The sequence below is a fragment of the Megasphaera lornae genome (assembly GCF_000214495.1).
Lineage (GTDB): Bacteria > Bacillota > Negativicutes > Veillonellales > Megasphaeraceae > Megasphaera > Megasphaera lornae.
In genome coordinates this window covers 39,600-56,742 of the sequence record NZ_AFIJ01000020.1, presented here as the reverse complement: position 1 = coordinate 56,742, position 17,143 = coordinate 39,600, and the positions used below count along the sequence as shown (strand labels likewise).

General features: G+C 46.4%; 15 protein-coding genes, 1 pseudogene and 1 other annotated feature. Of the genes and pseudogenes, 12 read left to right on the top strand and 4 right to left on the bottom strand.

The window, feature by feature from the left end; genetic code table 11:
- Positions 1 to 147: 147 nt before the first annotated feature.
- A complete protein-coding gene (locus HMPREF1039_RS03170; RefSeq protein ID WP_007390904.1) occupies positions 148 to 1,431 on the bottom strand; it encodes a M18 family aminopeptidase in 1,284 nt (427 codons plus the stop codon).
- A 214-nt stretch (positions 1,432 to 1,645) separates the two neighbouring features.
- Between HMPREF1039_RS03170 and hrcA the strand changes: the two genes are divergently transcribed.
- From hrcA to HMPREF1039_RS03130, 8 genes and pseudogenes are all read left to right on the top strand, one after another.
- Positions 1,646 to 2,683, top strand: a complete 1,038-nt coding sequence (gene hrcA, locus HMPREF1039_RS03165; protein WP_007390930.1) for a heat-inducible transcriptional repressor HrcA — start codon at positions 1,646 to 1,648, stop codon at positions 2,681 to 2,683.
- Positions 2,684 to 2,697: 14 nt separating this feature from the next.
- The gene (grpE, locus tag HMPREF1039_RS03160) at positions 2,698 to 3,270 is read left to right on the top strand and encodes a nucleotide exchange factor GrpE (protein WP_007390909.1); all 573 of its coding nucleotides are present in this window, start codon (positions 2,698 to 2,700) and stop codon (positions 3,268 to 3,270) included.
- 30 nt (positions 3,271 to 3,300) lie between these two features.
- A pseudogene (gene dnaK / locus HMPREF1039_RS03155) lies at positions 3,301 to 5,155 on the top strand (molecular chaperone DnaK).
- A gap of 26 nt (positions 5,156 to 5,181) precedes the next feature.
- On the top strand, positions 5,182 to 6,399 hold the full coding sequence (gene dnaJ, locus HMPREF1039_RS03150) for a molecular chaperone DnaJ (protein ID WP_007390956.1): 1,218 nt from the start codon (positions 5,182 to 5,184) through the stop codon (positions 6,397 to 6,399).
- Positions 6,400 to 6,430: 31 nt separating this feature from the next.
- Positions 6,431 to 7,312: a 50S ribosomal protein L11 methyltransferase gene (gene prmA, locus HMPREF1039_RS03145; RefSeq protein WP_007390962.1), complete on the top strand. Its 882-nt coding sequence runs from the start codon at positions 6,431 to 6,433 to the stop codon at positions 7,310 to 7,312.
- Positions 7,313 to 8,038, top strand: a complete 726-nt coding sequence (locus HMPREF1039_RS03140) for a 16S rRNA (uracil(1498)-N(3))-methyltransferase (RefSeq protein WP_007390958.1) — start codon at positions 7,313 to 7,315, stop codon at positions 8,036 to 8,038.
- Positions 8,039 to 8,041: 3 nt separating this feature from the next.
- Positions 8,042 to 9,364: a tRNA (N(6)-L-threonylcarbamoyladenosine(37)-C(2))-methylthiotransferase MtaB gene (gene mtaB, locus HMPREF1039_RS03135; protein WP_007390955.1), complete on the top strand. Its 1,323-nt coding sequence runs from the start codon at positions 8,042 to 8,044 to the stop codon at positions 9,362 to 9,364.
- On the top strand, positions 9,364 to 9,705 hold the full coding sequence (locus HMPREF1039_RS03130; RefSeq protein ID WP_039891728.1) for a histidine triad nucleotide-binding protein: 342 nt from the start codon (positions 9,364 to 9,366) through the stop codon (positions 9,703 to 9,705). Before mtaB ends, HMPREF1039_RS03130 begins: the two co-directional genes overlap by 1 nt.
- 336 nt (positions 9,706 to 10,041) lie before the next feature.
- On the opposite strand, the gene HMPREF1039_RS03125 is transcribed toward HMPREF1039_RS03130, so the two are convergent.
- Positions 10,042 to 10,977, bottom strand: coding sequence for a YitT family protein (locus tag HMPREF1039_RS03125; RefSeq protein ID WP_007390920.1), 936 nt, complete (start codon positions 10,975 to 10,977; stop codon positions 10,042 to 10,044).
- Between the two features lie 176 nt (positions 10,978 to 11,153).
- On the opposite strand from HMPREF1039_RS03125, the gene ispE reads away from it, so the two are divergent.
- Genes ispE through HMPREF1039_RS03110 form a run of 4 tightly spaced genes read left to right on the top strand, consistent with a single transcriptional unit; the run spans position 11,154 to position 14,379 of the window.
- Positions 11,154 to 12,029: a 4-(cytidine 5'-diphospho)-2-C-methyl-D-erythritol kinase gene (gene ispE / locus HMPREF1039_RS03120; RefSeq protein WP_007390922.1), complete on the top strand. Its 876-nt coding sequence runs from the start codon at positions 11,154 to 11,156 to the stop codon at positions 12,027 to 12,029.
- Positions 12,022 to 12,750, top strand: coding sequence for a GntR family transcriptional regulator (locus tag HMPREF1039_RS03115; RefSeq protein WP_007390938.1), 729 nt, complete (start codon positions 12,022 to 12,024; stop codon positions 12,748 to 12,750). The genes ispE and HMPREF1039_RS03115 overlap by 8 nt, the downstream gene beginning before the upstream one ends.
- Positions 12,751 to 12,761: 11 nt before the next feature.
- On the top strand, positions 12,762 to 12,929 hold the full coding sequence (locus HMPREF1039_RS08135) for a hypothetical protein (protein ID WP_007390910.1): 168 nt from the start codon (positions 12,762 to 12,764) through the stop codon (positions 12,927 to 12,929).
- A 52-nt stretch (positions 12,930 to 12,981) separates the two neighbouring features.
- Positions 12,982 to 14,379 (top strand): FAD-binding oxidoreductase, encoded by a 1,398-nt coding sequence (locus HMPREF1039_RS03110; RefSeq protein ID WP_007390977.1) that lies wholly within the window; start codon positions 12,982 to 12,984, stop codon positions 14,377 to 14,379.
- 49 nt (positions 14,380 to 14,428) lie between these two features.
- On the opposite strand, the gene HMPREF1039_RS03105 is transcribed toward HMPREF1039_RS03110, so the two are convergent.
- On the bottom strand, positions 14,429 to 15,355 hold the full coding sequence (locus HMPREF1039_RS03105) for a homoserine O-succinyltransferase (RefSeq protein ID WP_007390911.1): 927 nt from the start codon (positions 15,353 to 15,355) through the stop codon (positions 14,429 to 14,431).
- A gap of 19 nt (positions 15,356 to 15,374) precedes the next feature.
- Positions 15,375 to 16,661, bottom strand: a complete 1,287-nt coding sequence (locus HMPREF1039_RS03100) for an O-acetylhomoserine aminocarboxypropyltransferase/cysteine synthase family protein (protein ID WP_007390905.1) — start codon at positions 16,659 to 16,661, stop codon at positions 15,375 to 15,377.
- Positions 16,662 to 16,717: 56 nt separating this feature from the next.
- Positions 16,718 to 16,960, bottom strand: a binding site (T-box leader).
- Between the last annotated feature and the right edge of the window lie 183 nt (positions 16,961 to 17,143).

Here is a 17,143-nt window from a genome sequence, read left to right as displayed (position 1 = left end):
TTATAGTATGAATATAAATTCAAGTCAACACAAGGAATTTTTTGAAATTTTAAGTAAAAAGTATAGAAAAATGGTATTGTTTAAAAAAGTAAGAATGATAAACAAGTAAAAAAATTCCGTATACTGTATAAAAATAAAAAAGAAGGGTCACTGATTGCGGTCTTGGAAATAACAGGTCAATAATTGTTGCAACCGTTCCTGATCGGCAATGCCCATGGTTTCCCGCGCCGAGTGCATGGCTAAAATAGGGATTCCCACATCCAAGCCGCGGACGGATAAGCCTGCAGAAAGAATGGAGCCCAGCGTTGAGCCGCCGGGAACATCATTGCGATTTACGAAATGTTGATGAGGAATTTGATATTTTCGGCAGAGTCCTTTAATCATGCCCAAGGCTTCCGCATCGCCGACATAAGCTTGACTGCAGGCGGTTTTTAATGCCGGACCGTTGCCCATAACGGGGCGGTGTGACGGATCGCATTTTTCGGGAATATTGGGATGGAGAGCATGTGCGACATCTACGGAAAGTAAAAATGCATCGGCCATATCACAACGATACTCCTCTTCCGTATATTGCAAGGTTCGGTATATGCTGTGCAGGATACGCGGCAGGGCTTGGGAGGCGGCACCTTGTTTGGTACGACTGCCCACTTCCTCATTATCGAAGAGCGCAATCATATTTAAGCCGTCTGCCGGATGGCTGTCTATCATACCCATGAGGCAGGCATATGCGGATGTTAAATTATCCAGGCGGGGAGCGGAAAGAAGCTCTTGATGCATTCCCAGCAGGCAGCCTTCTTCGCAAGGATAGACGGTCAAATCATAGGCTAGTAAGCGGGAAGGTTCTATTTGCATATAGGCAGCGAGAAAATCGGTAAAAGAGGACGGCTTTTCGTCGGATAAACTCAGTAACGGGAGCATGTCTTTTTGCGGATTTAAAGGCAAGCCGTCATTGACTTTGCGATTTAAATGAATGGCAAGACGCGGAATGATAAAGACCGGTTTTTTATAATCAATCAGTTGTACTTGCGGCGTAAAAACCTGTTCACCCTGTAAGACGACTTTACCGGCAAAAGAAAGGGGGCGATCCAACCAGGATTCGCGCATGAGACCGCCATATATTTCGACATTTAAAGTGTCATAATCGGGGGTGTGCAAGGTGGCCTGCGGTTTAATACGCAACGCGGGAAAATCGGTATGGGCGGCGGCAATGCGCAGATGGTCGCGCGGATGATCGCCGAGGGTAAAGGCGAGTAAAGTGGAGTCGAAAAAACGTATGTAATAGGCGCCGCCTCGCGTTAATGTCCACGGTTCATGCAGAGAGAGTTCGCAAAAACCGGCAGCCGCCAACATGGCGGCTCCGGTGCGTACGGTATGAAACGGAGACGTGGATGTATGAATAAAGGAAAGTAAACCTGTGGCGATTTCATTCATGAAAATCATTCCTTTCTTTTTATATATTACTGAATGTATTTATTATAGCATAGGAAAAACGGAGATTCATGATAAAATAAAATTTGACTTTTTGACTAAAAAGCCGATTTTTGGCTTGAAATCTATTGACAAATAAAAACCGGCATGCTATCTTATAGATGGTTGTTAGCACTCGAATATGAAGAGTGCTAATACAAGCCCGCAGATAGAGGTGATGACATTGACATTGAATGAGCGAAAAAAAAGAATTTTACAAGCCATTATTCAAGACTATATCACCTCGGCAGAACCTGTCGGCTCCCGTACTATAGCACGAAAATACGATTTAGGTGTAGGCGCCGCGACGATCCGTAATGAAATGTTTGATTTGGAAATGTTGGGGTTTTTGGAACAGCCTCATACGTCAGCCGGACGGATTCCGTCCGTCAAAGGATATCGTTTTTATGTAGACTGTTTGTTGGAACCCACCGCTGTGGCGCCGGCAGAGCGCAAAATGGTGGAAGAATGGTTTCATCATAAAGTCAGCGGTGTGGATCAAATCTTTCAATCCATGGCAAAAGTATTGGCACAAATGACACATAATGCGATTTTTGTGATGGCGTCGCAACAAGTACAGGCTAAATTGAAGTATGTCCGGTTTCTGCCGTTGGATGACCGTCGTGCAATTATGATTGTGGTTACCGATTCGGGGCATATTGAAAACTGTCTTTTTGACAGACCGGAAGGGGTTTCTCTGGATGAGCTGAACCATATTGCCGAGCGGTTAACGTGTTGTTTGGCGGGAAAAGCGTTGGGGCAAATGGATGTAGATTTTCTTAATCGTTTTCGCGAAACCGTTGTAGATGATTTGGAATTATATCGTACTGCTTTTCAAACTTTACATCGGGCATTTCAACGGGAACATCAAGTGTATAAGGGCGGTACACTGGAGTTGTTTGATAAGCCTGAATTTAAAGACGTGCATAAAGCTAAAAATTTAGTTACTTTGCTGGAAGAACAAGAAGTGGTGTCGGGACTTTTCGGCAATGACGGACAGGATAAGGTAACCGTTCGCATCGGCGATGAAATAAAATTGCAACCGATTACGGATTGCAGCATTATTGAAGCTACGTTTACAGCGGGAAATGCTGTAGTCGGTAAGATTGCCGTGTTGGGACCGACGCGAATGGAGTATGCGCGGATTATCGGCTTACTTCATTTTATGCAGCAACATATAAAGCAGATTTTAGAGCATTATGAAGACAAACCTTAGGAGGCTACGGAGCGATGAGTGAAGAAGAAAAAGGAAGAACTCGGGAAGAGGCGGAATCCGTAACGGAAGATACAAACATTGCGTCGCCGGAAGAAAAGCGGGAAGAGGCGACGGCGGCTCCCGACGGACAAGGGACGGCCGAAGCGGCCGCGGCGGCAGCTGAAGAACATCAGCGGTATGTGCGGTTGCAAGCGGATTTTGCCAATTTTAAAAAACGCACGAATGTTGAGAAATTGCAACTTTCCGAGTTAGTAAAAACGGAAGTATTAATTCGCATTTTGCCCATTATGGATAATTTTGAACGGGCCCTGCAAAGCCCGCGGGAAACGATGAGCGAAGAAATGCAATCTTTTGTTGCCGGCTATGAAATGATTTATAAGCAATTGCGTGAGGTGTTGGAGAAAGAAGGCGTGACGAAAATGGAGGCTGTAGGCAAGCCCTTTGATCCGCAGTATCATCAAGCCGTTACGCGCGTAGCCAGTGATGCGTATGAAAATGATACGGTGGCGGAAGTTTTGCAGGAAGGATATTTGTTGGGTGATAAAACATTACGCCCGGCGATGGTAAAAGTAGTATTTAACGGATAAATCTTTTGATATATATAGGAGGCAGATACTATGAGTAAAGTAATCGGTATTGATTTAGGGACCACAAATTCGGTAGTAGCCGTAATGGAAGGCGGCGAACCTACTGTTATAACAAATGCGGAAGGCTCGCGTTTAACTCCTTCCGTAGTAGGCTTTTCCAAGACGGGAGAACGGCTGGTAGGACAATTGGCAAAACGGCAGGCCGTTTCCAATCCGGAAAACACGATTGCGTCTATAAAACGCCATATGGGGGAAGATTATAAAGTAGATGTAAACGGCAAGAAGTATACGCCGCAGGAAATTTCCGCTATGGTATTGCAGAAATTAAAGGAAGATGCGGAAGGATATTTGGGAGAAAAAGTTACACAGGCCGTAATTACGGTACCGGCATATTTCTCGGACAGCCAGCGTCAGGCCACAAAAGATGCGGGCAAGATTGCCGGATTGGATGTCTTGCGTATTGTCAATGAACCGACAGCCGCCGCTTTGGCGTACGGCCTGGATAAAGGCGGAGACGGTAAGATTCTCGTATTTGACTTGGGCGGCGGTACATTCGATGTATCTATTTTGGAATTAGGCGAAGGTGTATTCGAAGTAAAGGCGACCAACGGGAACACGCATCTTGGCGGAGATGATTTTGATAATGCCGTGATGAACTGGATGATTCAAGAATTTAAGAGTCAGACGGGGATTGATCTGTCACAGGACAAGATGGCGGAACAACGGTTGAAAGAAGCGGCTGAAAAAAGCAAAAATTGAATTGTCGACTGTTATGTCCACCAATATTAATTTACCTTTCATTACGGCAGATGCTTCGGGTCCGAAACATATGGATCTGACGTTGACACGTGCCAAGTTTAATGAGTTGACAGAAGAGTTGGTACATGCCACGATGGAACCGACGCGCAAAGCGATTGCCGATTCGGGATTAAGTATTGATGAAATTGACAAAATTATTTTAGTCGGCGGTTCCAGCCGTATTCCGGCCGTACAAGAAGCTATTAAATCTATTTTAGGAAAAGAACCGAGCAAGGGCGTAAATCCGGATGAATGTGTGGCTATCGGCGCGGCTATTCAGGCCGGTGTACTCGTAGGCGATGTAAAAGACGTTCTTTTATTGGACGTAACGCCGCTTTCTTTGGGGATTGAAACGTTAGGCGGTGTATTCACTAAGATTATTGACCGCAATACGACGATTCCTACATCGGGAAGTCAGGTATTCTCCACGGCTGCCGATAATCAACCGTCTGTAGATATTCATGTGTTGCAAGGCGAACGGGAAATGGCGGCGGATAATAAATCGTTGGGCCGGTTTGAATTGACAGGGATTCCGGCCGCTCCGCGTGGCGTTCCCAAGATTGAAGTAACGTTCAACATTGACGCGAACGGCATTGTAAATGTAACGGCGAAAGATTTGGGAACCGGTAAAGAACAAAAAATTACGATTACGTCCAAGACGAATTTGGACCAAAGTGAAATTGATCGGATGGTGAAAGAAGCTGCCGCACATGAAGCGGAAGATAAAAAGCGGAAAGCCGGTATTGAAGCCAAGAATAATGCCGACACGTTGATTTATCAAGCCGAAAAGACGCTGAAAGAATTGGGCGATAAAGCGGATGCGGCTAAAACGGATGCAATCAAAGAAAAGATTGCCGCATTAAAAGAAGCGATGAATTCGGGAGATGTGGATAAGATTAAAGCCGCATCGGAAGAATTGACCAAGCCGTTGTATGAATTGTCCGGTGAAATGTATAAAGACGCGGCAGCTCGGCAGGAAGCGGAACAGGCACAGCAGCAATCGGCGGAAAAGCCGGAAAAAGAAGGCGCCGGTGATGAAAAAGTTGTCGACGCGGATTATACGGTTGTTGATGATGATAAGAAATAAAAGGCAGATAAAAGGGGTTGCCCATTATGAGTAAACGAGATTATTATGAAGTGTTGGGAGTGCCGAAAACCGCCAATGAAGCGGAAATAAAAAAGGCCTTCCGAAAATTGGCAATACAATATCATCCTGATAAAAATCGGGACAACCCCAAAGCTGCAGAAGAAAAGTTTAAGGAAATAAATGAAGCCTATAGTGTGTTGTCGGATAAGACAAAACGGGCACAGTATGATCAGTTCGGACCGGAGGCGTTCCAAAACGGGAATGCCGCCGGTGCCGGCGGATTCGGACAGGGAGGCTTCGGCGGCTTCGGCGGTTTTGGGGGCTTCAGTCAAGGCGGCGGTTTTGGCGGTTTTGAAGATATTTTCGATAATTTTTTTGGCGGTCAGGGAAATCGACAATATCGTAACGGTCCGCAACGCGGTTCGGATCTCCGTTTTGATATAGAAGTATCGTTTGAACAAGCGGTATTCGGTACAGAAATGGAAATTCAAGTGCCGAAAGAAGATCGCTGTGAACGTTGCGGCGGTTCCGGTGCGGAACCGGGGACAACGGCGGAAACATGTCCGCAGTGTCATGGCAGCGGACAAGAACAAGTTACCCATAATACGCCTTTCGGTACGATGGTTAATATGCGTACTTGTTCTCATTGCGGCGGAACCGGCAAGTTTATTAAAAAGAAATGTGTTAAATGTCGCGGCACGGGTACGGTAAAAGTTCGCAAAAAGATTAAGGTGAAAATTCCGGCGGGTGTGGATACAGGCGCCAGATTGCGAGTCTCCGGTGAAGGGGAACCGGGAAAACGGGGCGGTTCATACGGTGATTTATACGTATACATTTTTGTGCGTAAAAGTGCCGAATTTGTCAGAGACGGCAACGATATTATCTCCAATGAAACGATTTCCTTTACACAGGCTGCATTGGGGGCTTCCATTCGGGTACGTACGTTGGATGGAACGGTCGATTTAAAAATTCCGGCCGGTACGCAAAACAACACGGTTTTCCGTATTCGAGATAAAGGTGTCCCTGTTTTGGGATCGCGGAATCGTCGCGGCGATCATCATGTACGTGTACAAATTGCGGTGCCGAAAAAATTGACGCCTAAGCAAAAGGAATTGTTACAGGCATTCGCCGCAGCGTGTGGAGAGAGCACGACGGAGGAGTCTGCAGCGACCCCGGAAAATAAGGCGCGGACCGATGCACGCACGGAAAAAGAAAAAATAAAAAAGGATTTTGGAGTAAGTTGAAAGACGAATTATGATTATAGGAGAATAGACGATGCAATGGAAAGAGGTAAACATTGCGGTTGCTCCGAGAGCCACTGATGCGGTGGCTCTTCTTTTATATGAATGCGGCAGCAACGGGGCCGTTATTCATGATGAAGAGACGGATGAATGCGGACGTATACGGATCACTGCGTATTTTCCGTCGCAACCGCATATAGAAAAGGAAATTAATAACAAATTGCAAGTTTTGGCAACCGGGGAAAACCTTTCTTTAGCTATTGCGTGGCAACCGCAGGTCGCGGATGAAACGGAGTGGTTGTATACTTGGCAACAATACTTTCATGCTACGGATGTAACGCGTCGTTGTCGAATTATTCCTGCATGGGAAGTCAATACGGCTGAAAAAAATGAGATTAATATTATTGTTGATCCGGGACGCGCTTTTGGGAGCGGTCTGCATGAAACTACGGCAATGTGCATACGCTTATTGGAAAAATATGTGCGGTCGGAACAACAGGTATGGGATATCGGAACGGGAACGGGAATTTTGGCAATTGCGGCGGCAAAATACGGAGCGGCGGCGGTTAAAGCGGTGGACATTGATGAAGCATCGGTACAACAAGCCGTTAAGAATGTGCAACGCAATGATGTTGCCGCACAAGTGCAAGTAGAACGCGGGGATTTGTTACAAAACCTGACACCGCCGAAAAACGGCGTCGATTTAGTGGTTGCCAATTTAGTTACCGATCCGGTAGTACGCTTATTAGCCGGCGTACATCGGTTTATAAAAAAAGGCGGCCATCTGATTGTGAGCGGTATTATCGATACGCGTATAGAAGAGGTATACGCTGCGGTTAAGCGGTACGGATTTATTGTCCGCGAGGAAAAGAAAAGTAACGGTTGGTATGCACTTTATTTGCAACAGGAGGAGTAAATGCGCAAAATATTTACGGATTTCCCTTTAGAAGCCCGCTTTGAACTCAACGGCGCCGATGCCCGTCATGTGCTGGTCGTATTACGGCACGGCGTGGGGGATCGCATTGCCGTGACCGACAGTACCGGCACGACGTATGCTTGTCGGATTGACAGTATTGCCGGACACAGTGCCGTGTTGACAGTTGAAGAGCGGTTATCCTGCCGTACACAGGAGACGGGAAAAGTCGTGTTGGCGGCAGGCCTATTAAAAAATGATAAATTTGAATGGCTTATTCAAAAAGCGACGGAATTGGGTGTACACACGATCATTCCTGTACAAATGGAGCATTGTGTAGTAAAATTAAATGATAATCATCGTAGCGGTAAGTTTGAACGTTGGCGACGTATTGCGGTAGAAGCGGCGAAGCAGTGCGGTCGTGATGATGTTCCGATCATTCGGGAGGTAATGCCGTTTACCGAACTTTTTCAAGCGTACGGAACGAGTCGTTTTGTCATTCCGTATGAACGGGAAACTACGTCTTTAGCAGAAGTTTGTCATGAAGTACAACAGGGCGATGTTGTTCTGTGCATCGGCCCGGAAGGCGGATTTAGCCCTAAAGAAATTGCGTATGCCGTATCACAAGCCGCATGGTGTCGTACGGTTTCCTTGGGAAAACGGATTTTGCGGGCGGAAACGGCGGCTTTGGCGAGTTTATCGATCCTTATGTATGAGAGAGGTTTTTAATGAATGTCAACTATTGCTTTTGCTACCTTGGGTTGCCGAGTTAATCAATATGATACGGACAGTATGCGCGGTCTTTTTGCGGCCGCAGGTTTCCGTACTGCACTTTTTACGGAGACGGCGGATGTTTACGTTATCAACACCTGCTCGGTTACGCAAATGGGGGAAAAGAAATCCCGACAACTTATTCGTAGAGCCAAAAAGCAGAATCCTCACAGCGTGGTGGTCGTTACAGGATGTTACGCACAACTTTCGCCGGACGTATTGGCGGCTATGGAAGGGGTTGACGCCGTCGTAGGTACGAATGAGAAAAAAAAGATTGTGACGATTGTACAAACCCTTTTGCAGGCTCCGTCCGGACATGCGCTTACAGCTATTCACGATATACGGCACAGCCCGGATGAATTTGAAGAAATTCCTCTGTATCCGGCGGCAGTAACACATACCCGCGCCGATTTAAAAATACAAGAAGGGTGCAATAATTTTTGCACATATTGCATTATTCCGTATACTCGCGGAAAACTGAAATCGCGTCGTCCGGATGCTATCGTGGAAGAAGCGAAACGACTTGTGGAAGCAGGGTTTAAAGAACTGGTATTGACGGGAATTCATTTGGGGGCTTATGGTAAAGAGCTTGCGGAAAAACCGACATTGGCACATATTTTGCGTCGTTTAGTGGAAGAAACGGATGTATTGCGGTTGCGGTTGGGCTCGATTGATTCTTTGGAAGTGGATGACGACTTAATACGGATCATCAATGAGGCGGAACAGCGTATTTGTCCTCATTTGCATATTCCTATACAAGCCGGATCCGATACGATTTTAAAAGCAATGAATCGACAATATACTAAACAGGAATACATCGGTCTCCTTGCGCACTTACAACAACACATTCCGAATATAACTTTTTCAACGGATCTTATTTTGGGATTTCCCGGTGAAACAGAGGCTCTCTTTGAAGAAACCATGGAAACGCTGCGACAACTTCCGTATTCACATATTCATGCCTTCCCTTTTTCCCCGCGACAAGGAACTCCGGCGGCAATGATGGCGGGACAAGTTTCACCGGTCGAACGAAAACGCCGGGTAGAAGCGGTAAATGCACTTTCGGCGGCACAAAAACAACAAGTACAACAGTCATTTTTAGGAAAAACGGTACATGTATTGATAGAACAAGTACAAGCGGGCCTGGCGAGCGGATTTTGCGAAAATTATGAGCGCGTTTCCATTCAAGAGGCGCCGGCGATAAAAGTCGGCGATATGGTAGCAGTAAAAGTGATCGGCAGGCGCGATAAGGAACTGCTGGCATTAAAGGAGGAGAATAAATGATGGATGATTGTATTTTCTGTAAAATTGTCAAAGGGGAAATTCCAAGCACGAAGGTATATGAAGATGAACAATTTTATGCGTTTAAAGACATTGCGCCGGTAGCGCCGGTACATGTTTTAATTATTCCCAAAAAACACATTGCCGGTATTGCCTCTTTAACAGAGGCGGATCGTCCGATTGCCGCGAATATGCTTTTTGTTATTCAAAAAGTAGCGGCACAACTCGGATTAACCGACGGGTTTCGGGTGGTGTTTAATACGGGTGAAAAAGCGGGCCAAACGGTTCACCATATGCATGCGCACCTTTTGGGCGGCAAAGAAATGGCTTGGCCGGGAGTATAAACATTAAGTAAAAAAATAGGGACAATAAAAAGGCCCTTACGGATTATCCGTAGGGAGCCTTTTTATCGGGCGCAGAAAGTATGTGCGACGTCGTTACCGGCGTATAACAAGAAAATGACAAAATTTGTCACCGCTTTTTTTATATTTTTGAAAAAAGAAATTAAAATGGTCGTGAATATAGTTCTTATACCATTGTTCTTCCCGCACACGCAGATTTTGGGTATTCTGCTTTCGGACTTTGTCCGGGGAGATGGTGGGAGGAAGTGAAAAAAGAGGAGCCGCTTTCCTATGCAAGAATGGTAGGAAAGCGGCTCTTTTTTTTTGTAAGATGTACTATTAATATTCAGGAGGGCGGGTGTTTTTGGTGTGCGGCATAACCATATCCGCACCGGGATAGGTATGGTAGTGTACGGCAGGGCCGGTGAAACCGCGCCCGACTACTTCGGAGGCATCGCTGATAATCATAAAGGCGGAGGGGTCTACTTTGTTGATAATATCTTTTATTTTAGAGATTTCTGTTAATTTAATAACGGCATAAATGATGCGTTTGTCCTGCATTGTATAGGCGCCTTGCCCGTAAATATAGGTGGCGCCGTGTCCGATGTAGCGCATGAGAATATTGGCGATTTCTTCGGCGCGGTTGGAGATAATAATGACGGATTTTCGTTGTTTCATGCCGATAACGACTTTGTTGGTAATAAAGGTGGCGATGGCAATGGCAATAAATGTAAGGACGGCCGGTTCTAAAGAAAACATGTATGCCGAGCAAAAGAGTACCAGTGTATTTATAATCATGACGACATTGCCCATTTCCAGGGAATAATATTTTTTTACAATGGCGGCCACTACATCCATACCGCCGCTGTTCACGTCGTATTTATACAAGATGCCGAAGCCGAGACCGGTCATGAGACCGCCGGCTACGCCGGAGAGAATGGGGTCTTTAATAATCACCCATTGGGAGGTGTAGGCGGTTAAATCAATGGAGGCGGAAAATAGTACGGTGCCGATTAAACTGATGAGGGTGTATTTTCGCCCCATATATTTATAACAGGCGAGCATAATGGGAATATTTAAAATGAAGACGACCGTGCCTACCGGAAACCCTACGGCGTAGTAAATAATGATGGCGATTCCGCTCAGACCGCTGCTTAATAAATGATGAGGAATAAAAAAGGCGTTAATACCCAGTCCGCAAATAATGTTGCCGATGACGGCGGCCAGATAAGGTTTGGCCGTGTCTACTATAGATGATAATGACTTAGTATGCATAATATCCGCTCCAATCAAGGGGAGAAAGAATTGAAAAAGTATTAAAAAAAAGTATAATTGAGAGGAGAATCATAAGGTTGCGTATGTTCACATTTCTCAAGGTAGTTAAATTATAGCATAGGGATTTGCGGTTTTAAATACACGGCCTTTATTTTATAAGCAGAGCGGAGATTGGAATGATACAAGAAAGGGCATATGGGAAAATTAATTTAGGATTGTCCATTATAGGAAAACGCAGTGACGGGTATCATAGGATTGATACTGTATTTCAGTCTATTGCATTGCATGACACGGTGTATATAGAAGCGGCAGATTCATTTCAGCTCACCTGTTCGCAGGCGGCGTTAGCTTGTAATACTTCCAATTTGGCGTATAAAGCATATGCGGCATTGGGCGCGTATCGAAATAAATCATCGTCAGCGGTACATATTCATTTGGAAAAACGGATTCCCTTGGCGGCCGGGTTGGCCGGCGGCAGTGCGGATGCGGCAGCCGTGTTACGCGGGTTGAATCGGTTTTGGCGGTTGGGATTAACAGCGGAGACTTTATGTCATATAGGAGCCACGCTAGGTGCCGATGTGCCGTTTTGTGTGCAGGGAGGCACGCAGCGCGGGCAGGGAACGGGAGAGGTGTTAACGCCTATGGCGCCTTTACCGTCGTGGCCGGTATGTATTTTGCATCCGCCGGTATCCGTACAGACAGGTATGGCATATGCCTGGTTCGATGAGCAACAAGTACATGAAGAAGTATGGATGGAGAAGATTGTACAGAGTGTACAATCGGCAGACAGAGAGCGGTTAAGCGGCTGTTGGGGAAACAGTTTTGAATCGTCGGTATTTCCGCGTGTACCGGCTGCCGCGCAGTGTCGCAATATATTGAAAACGCATGGCTTGGTACCGCTGTTATCCGGCAGCGGACCGACTGTCTTTGCGTTTATACCGCCGACAATAGTGGCTTCGTCCTTTAGACGGTTGCAACAGGAAGCGAACACGGCGGGGATCGAAGTATACCGGACGCATTTGGTTAGGGGGAACGGACAGAACGATGGATAAGCAAGGGCGGAATATGTTAACTCCTATACAGTTGGACACGTATAAGCCGTTGCGGGAGGTGGTCAGTGATGCCCTGCGACAGGCTATTAAAGACGGCGTCTTACAGCCGGGACAGCGGTTGATGGAAATTAAACTGGCCGACGAATTGGGGGTCAGTCGGACGCCTATTCGGGAAGCGATTCGTAAGTTGGAGCAAGAAGGATTTGTGGTCATGGTACCGCGACGCGGGACTTATGTGGCGGATATTTCGTTGAAAGATATTGCTCAAGTATTTGAAATTCGGGGCGCATTGGAAGAATTGGCGGCAGGGTTGGCGGCGGAACGTATTACCAATGATGAATTGGAGTGTCTGGAACGCATTTTAGTGGAAATCAATGAATACATGGAACATGATGATTTTGCTAAAATTGTGGATGCGGATGTACGGTTTCATGATGTGTTGTATCAAGCCAGCCGCAATCAGCGGTTAGTGGATATTTTGCATAATTTACGAGAACAAATGTTGCGGTTTCGCTCTATTTCCATGCATTATCCGGGGCGGTTATCGGCTACTTGGGAGGAGCATCGGCAAATGGTAGAAAATATAGCCAATCACAACAGTGCGATGGCTCGCAAAGTAGCGAAACGACATATGGAAAATTCGGAAAAGACGTTGTTGAAAGGCATTCAGAAGGACGAAGAAGCGGCGCGAACAATTAAAGAATTATATCCGGACATATAGGAGTAGCGTGTATGGCGTATTTGAAAAAACTTTGGCAAGGGTGGCGTGCGCGAACGGCTCATATGGAAGATTTTGAGAATTTTCTATATACTATAACGACGGTATTGTTGGGGCTATTAGTGATACGCATGCTTGTTGCTTGGTACATGGGGCGGTGTAATTTATTTTTAGGGATATAAAAAAAACATGAAACTGCGCAGGCGGTTTCATGTTTTTTATAGGAGGCATAAGGTGAAAACGTATCAGGCAGTAACTGAAGCGGTGTTACAGGAATTGCGGGAGATTACAGGTGCTGCACATGTAAAAACGGCACCGCATATTTTACAATCTTACAGCGAGGATGAAAGCGGTATGCTTGCACACCGGCAAGCGGAAGTGGTAGTATTTCCGGGTACGGCAGAGGAAATCAGCCGTATTATGAAATTGGCGAATCGGAGGCGGATTCCGGTTACACCGCGAGGAGCCGGTACGGGGGTATGCGGCGGCGTCGTTCCTGTATATGGCGGTATCGTAGTATCTATGGAGCGATTGAATCGCATTTTGGAAGTTCGGGAAAACGGGTTGTATTTGGTGGCGGAAGCCGGTGTACGCACAGCGGATATACAGGCGGCGGCCCGGGCAAAAGGGTTGTTATATGCCGGCGATCCGTGCAGTTCGGACAGTTGTTTTATCGGGGGAAATTTGGCAACGAATGCGGGCGGCAATAAAGCGGTTCGCTATGGCACGACGCGGCAGCAGGTGTATGCGGTGGAAGCGGTATTGCCGACCGGTGAAATTACGCAATTCGGTTCGGTATTGAAAAAGTGTTCTACCGGGTTTTGTCTGGAGCAGTTGCTTATCGGTTCGGAAGGAATTTTAGGGATTATTACTAAGGTTATTCTGAAGTTGGTTCCCTTGCCGCCGTATCGGTTTGACGGTCTTATTATATTTTCTTCTTTAGAACAGGCCGTATCGTTGGTACCGAAATTAATGCAAAGTGCAGTAAATCCGACGTCTGTTGAATTTATGGATAAAAAATTTGTACGTCGTGCCGTGCAGTATTGTCGAGTACCGTTGCCGCATTGGCAAGATGCGTATTATGTCATTGTTACGTTGGAAGCGTTTTGTTCGGAAGAATTGGCGCGCATGACGGAAACCTTGGTCGCCCTGGGAGAAACTTGCGGCGCCGTGGATATGGTCAAGGCGGACGAACGGGTTTGGAAAGTGCGTCGAAATTGCTTGGAAAGTACGCGGGAATTGTCCCGCGAGTCGACTTCGGAGGATCTGGTCGTTCCGTTGCTGCAGATCGGGAATTGTCTGCATACTTTAATGAAAAAAGCGGCAACGTATTCTTTTGAAGCCTTTTGTTTGGCGCATGCCGGTGACGGAAATTTGCATTTTCAACTGTTACGCGGGGATTTGCCGGCAGCTGTATGGCAAGCGGAAGTGGCCGATTTTCGGAAATTTGCGTATCCTTTTGTGTATCGTTCGGGCGGTCGGCTGTCGGGCGAACACGGTATCGGGTGTAAACGCGTAGCGTATATGGAAGCGTATACCGATCCGGTAGAATTGGCGGTGATGAAGAAAATAAAAAATGCCTTGGACCCGCATGGAATTTTAAATCCCGGTAAGGTGCTTCGAGAAGAATAACGGCAATAAAATAAGCAGCTTATGCAGCTGCTTATTTTTGCGGTCCGGATTATTCCGACAGAGGAACCAGGTCTTGTAAGCGGTAGGGAGTGTTTTGATATACAATATTCAGCCAGTTATGGTAAAACAGATGGGCATAACTGCACCAATTGAAACGCGGAGTTTTTCCGTCATCATCCTGCGGATAATAGTGTTGCGGTAATGCAATGTCCGCGCCTTTGGCACGATCTCGTTTGTATTCGTTTTCCAATGTATAGCGATCATATTCAAAATGACCGAGCACGAAAATGCGACGGTAATCCCAGGTACCGGTAATGTTGATGCCGTTTTCTTCCGAGCGGGATAAGACTTCCAAAGACGGAACGGAATAAATACGGGTATCGTCAATGGCTGTATGTCGCGATTGGGGAATAAAATAGCGATCATCAAACCCGCGCAGTAAGGGGTGATTGCGAACCGTAAGGCCGTACTCATAGATTCCGAACAGTTTTTGTGATAACGGTCGTTTTTCTATGCCGTAATGATAGTACAAGCCGGCTTGCGCACCCCAACAAAAATATAACGTGGAGAACACCCGGGTTTTGGCCCATTCCAGGTAGTGTGTCAGTTCGGGCCAATAATCGACAGCAGTAAAGGGAAGCGTTTCCACCGGGGCGCCCGTAATAATGAAGCCGTCATACCGTCGGTGTTGTATGTCACGGAAGGTATAATAATTTTTTTCCAAATAGGAATTATCTGTGTGTGTACCGGTATGGCTGGTCATGTGACAAAAATCGACATCCAGCTGCAAAGGAGAATCGCCCAAGAGTCGTAAAAATTGTAATTCCGTCTGTTCTTTCAGGGGCATCAGATTTAGAATGAGAATGCGTAACGGACGAATGTCCTGCTGTAAGGCGGTCTGATTGTCAATCGTGGCGATGCCTTCTTCGTGTAATTGTTTTTTGGCGGCCAAGCCGTCGGAAATTTGAATTGGCATAACTGTATTTCTCCTGTTATTATACTTGGCACAGCGCCTTATCCAAGGCTGCAATGAGATCGGTTACATTTTCCAGACCGACGGAAATACGTACGGTTCCCGGTGTAATGCCGCAGGCTTTTTGGGCTTCCGGAGAAAGTTGCTGGTGCGTAGTGGAAGCCGGATGAACCAACAAAGATTTGGAATCTCCCACATTGGCGAGATCGGAAAAAATTTCCGCCTTATCAATGAAGGTACGGGCCGCTGTATAGCCGGCTTTCAGGGTAAAGGAAAAGATGGAGCCGGTACCGCGGGGAAAATATTTTTTAGCTAACGCATAATAAGGCGAAGTCGGTAAGGAAGGATAATTGACAGTCGCCACTTTAGGATGAGCCGCTAAATAAGCGGCTATTTTTTCCGCATTCTGTACATGCCGTTCAACACGCAAGGACAGGGTTTCCAATCCCTGCAGTAAGAGCCAGGCATTAAAAGGGCTGATGCAGGCACCGAGATCACGTAAATATTTGGCGCGAATGCGAGTGACAAAAGGCGCATCGGGAATGTCAGCGGCGAAGTTGATGCCGTTATAAGAGGCGTCGGGAGCGGTAAATTCGGGGAAACGACCGGAAGCGCCCCAATCAAAAGACCCGTTTTCTACAATCAGTCCGCCCAAGGTGGTGCCGTGTCCCCCAATAAATTTAGTCGCAGAATGGACGACAATGTCGGCGCCATATGCTAAAGGTCGAAAGAGGTAGGGAGTAGCGAAGGTACTGTCGACGATTAGCGGCAGGCCGTGGGCGTGTGCCAAGTCGGCAATGGCTTCAAAGTCGGGAATGTTTATGGCCGGATTGCCTAAACTTTCTATGTAGACTGCTTTGGTGCGAGCGGTAATGGCCTGTTCTATGGACGTGAGGTTGTCGATATCGGAAAAATGTGCAGTAATGCCCAAGTGTTTAAAGGTTTCCGTAAACAGTTCGAAGGTACCGCCATATAAGGTGGGAGCCGCTACAATTTCATCACCGGCTCCGGCCAGATTAATAATACTGTAGGCAATAGCGGCCGAACCGCTGGCGGTTGCTAACGCGGCCGTACCGCCTTCGAGGGCGGCAATCCGTTTTTCCAGTACTTCTTGCGTAGGATTCGCGAGACGACTGTAAATATACCCCGGTTTTCTCAAAGCGAATTGGTCTTCCCCGTCCTGTGTGTTTTGAAAGACATAGGAAGTGGTTTGGTAAATCGGGACGGCACGAGCTCCGGTTACGGCATCGGCAGTTTGTCCGGCATGTTGTTGTAAGGTTTCAAAGTGATAGGTAGATTGGTTTTTCATGAGATTTCCTCCAAGTATAAAAGATTGAAATAATAAAAAAAAAAATTCCGCCCCCCGTAAGGGACGGAAATTCCGTGATACCACCCAATTTTATTCGATTTTTACAAATCGAACCTCTTCAGGTACGCAGGCCGCAGCCCTGAATACCATAGCACGATAACGGGTGCAACCGGACGGTTTAATTATTCAACCGATCGGCTCCGAGTCCATCTTCGACAGAACTTTCCGGATTCCCTTTCACCGAGCGGGAATTCTCTGTGCCGGTCCCTTCTGTTTACTCTTCTCTTCATTGCCTTGGTTTTGAGTTGTTGACGTAAGTCTATCACGGAATGAAAAGGGTGTCAATAAAAAATAAACAGAATTGACCGGTTGTTTGAGAGTTGTCATATATTACAAAAATAAGACAGAATGAATCGGATATAGTTTGGTATATCGTTTATACCTATGGTATACTTAACAAAACGACGATACACAGGAGGAAT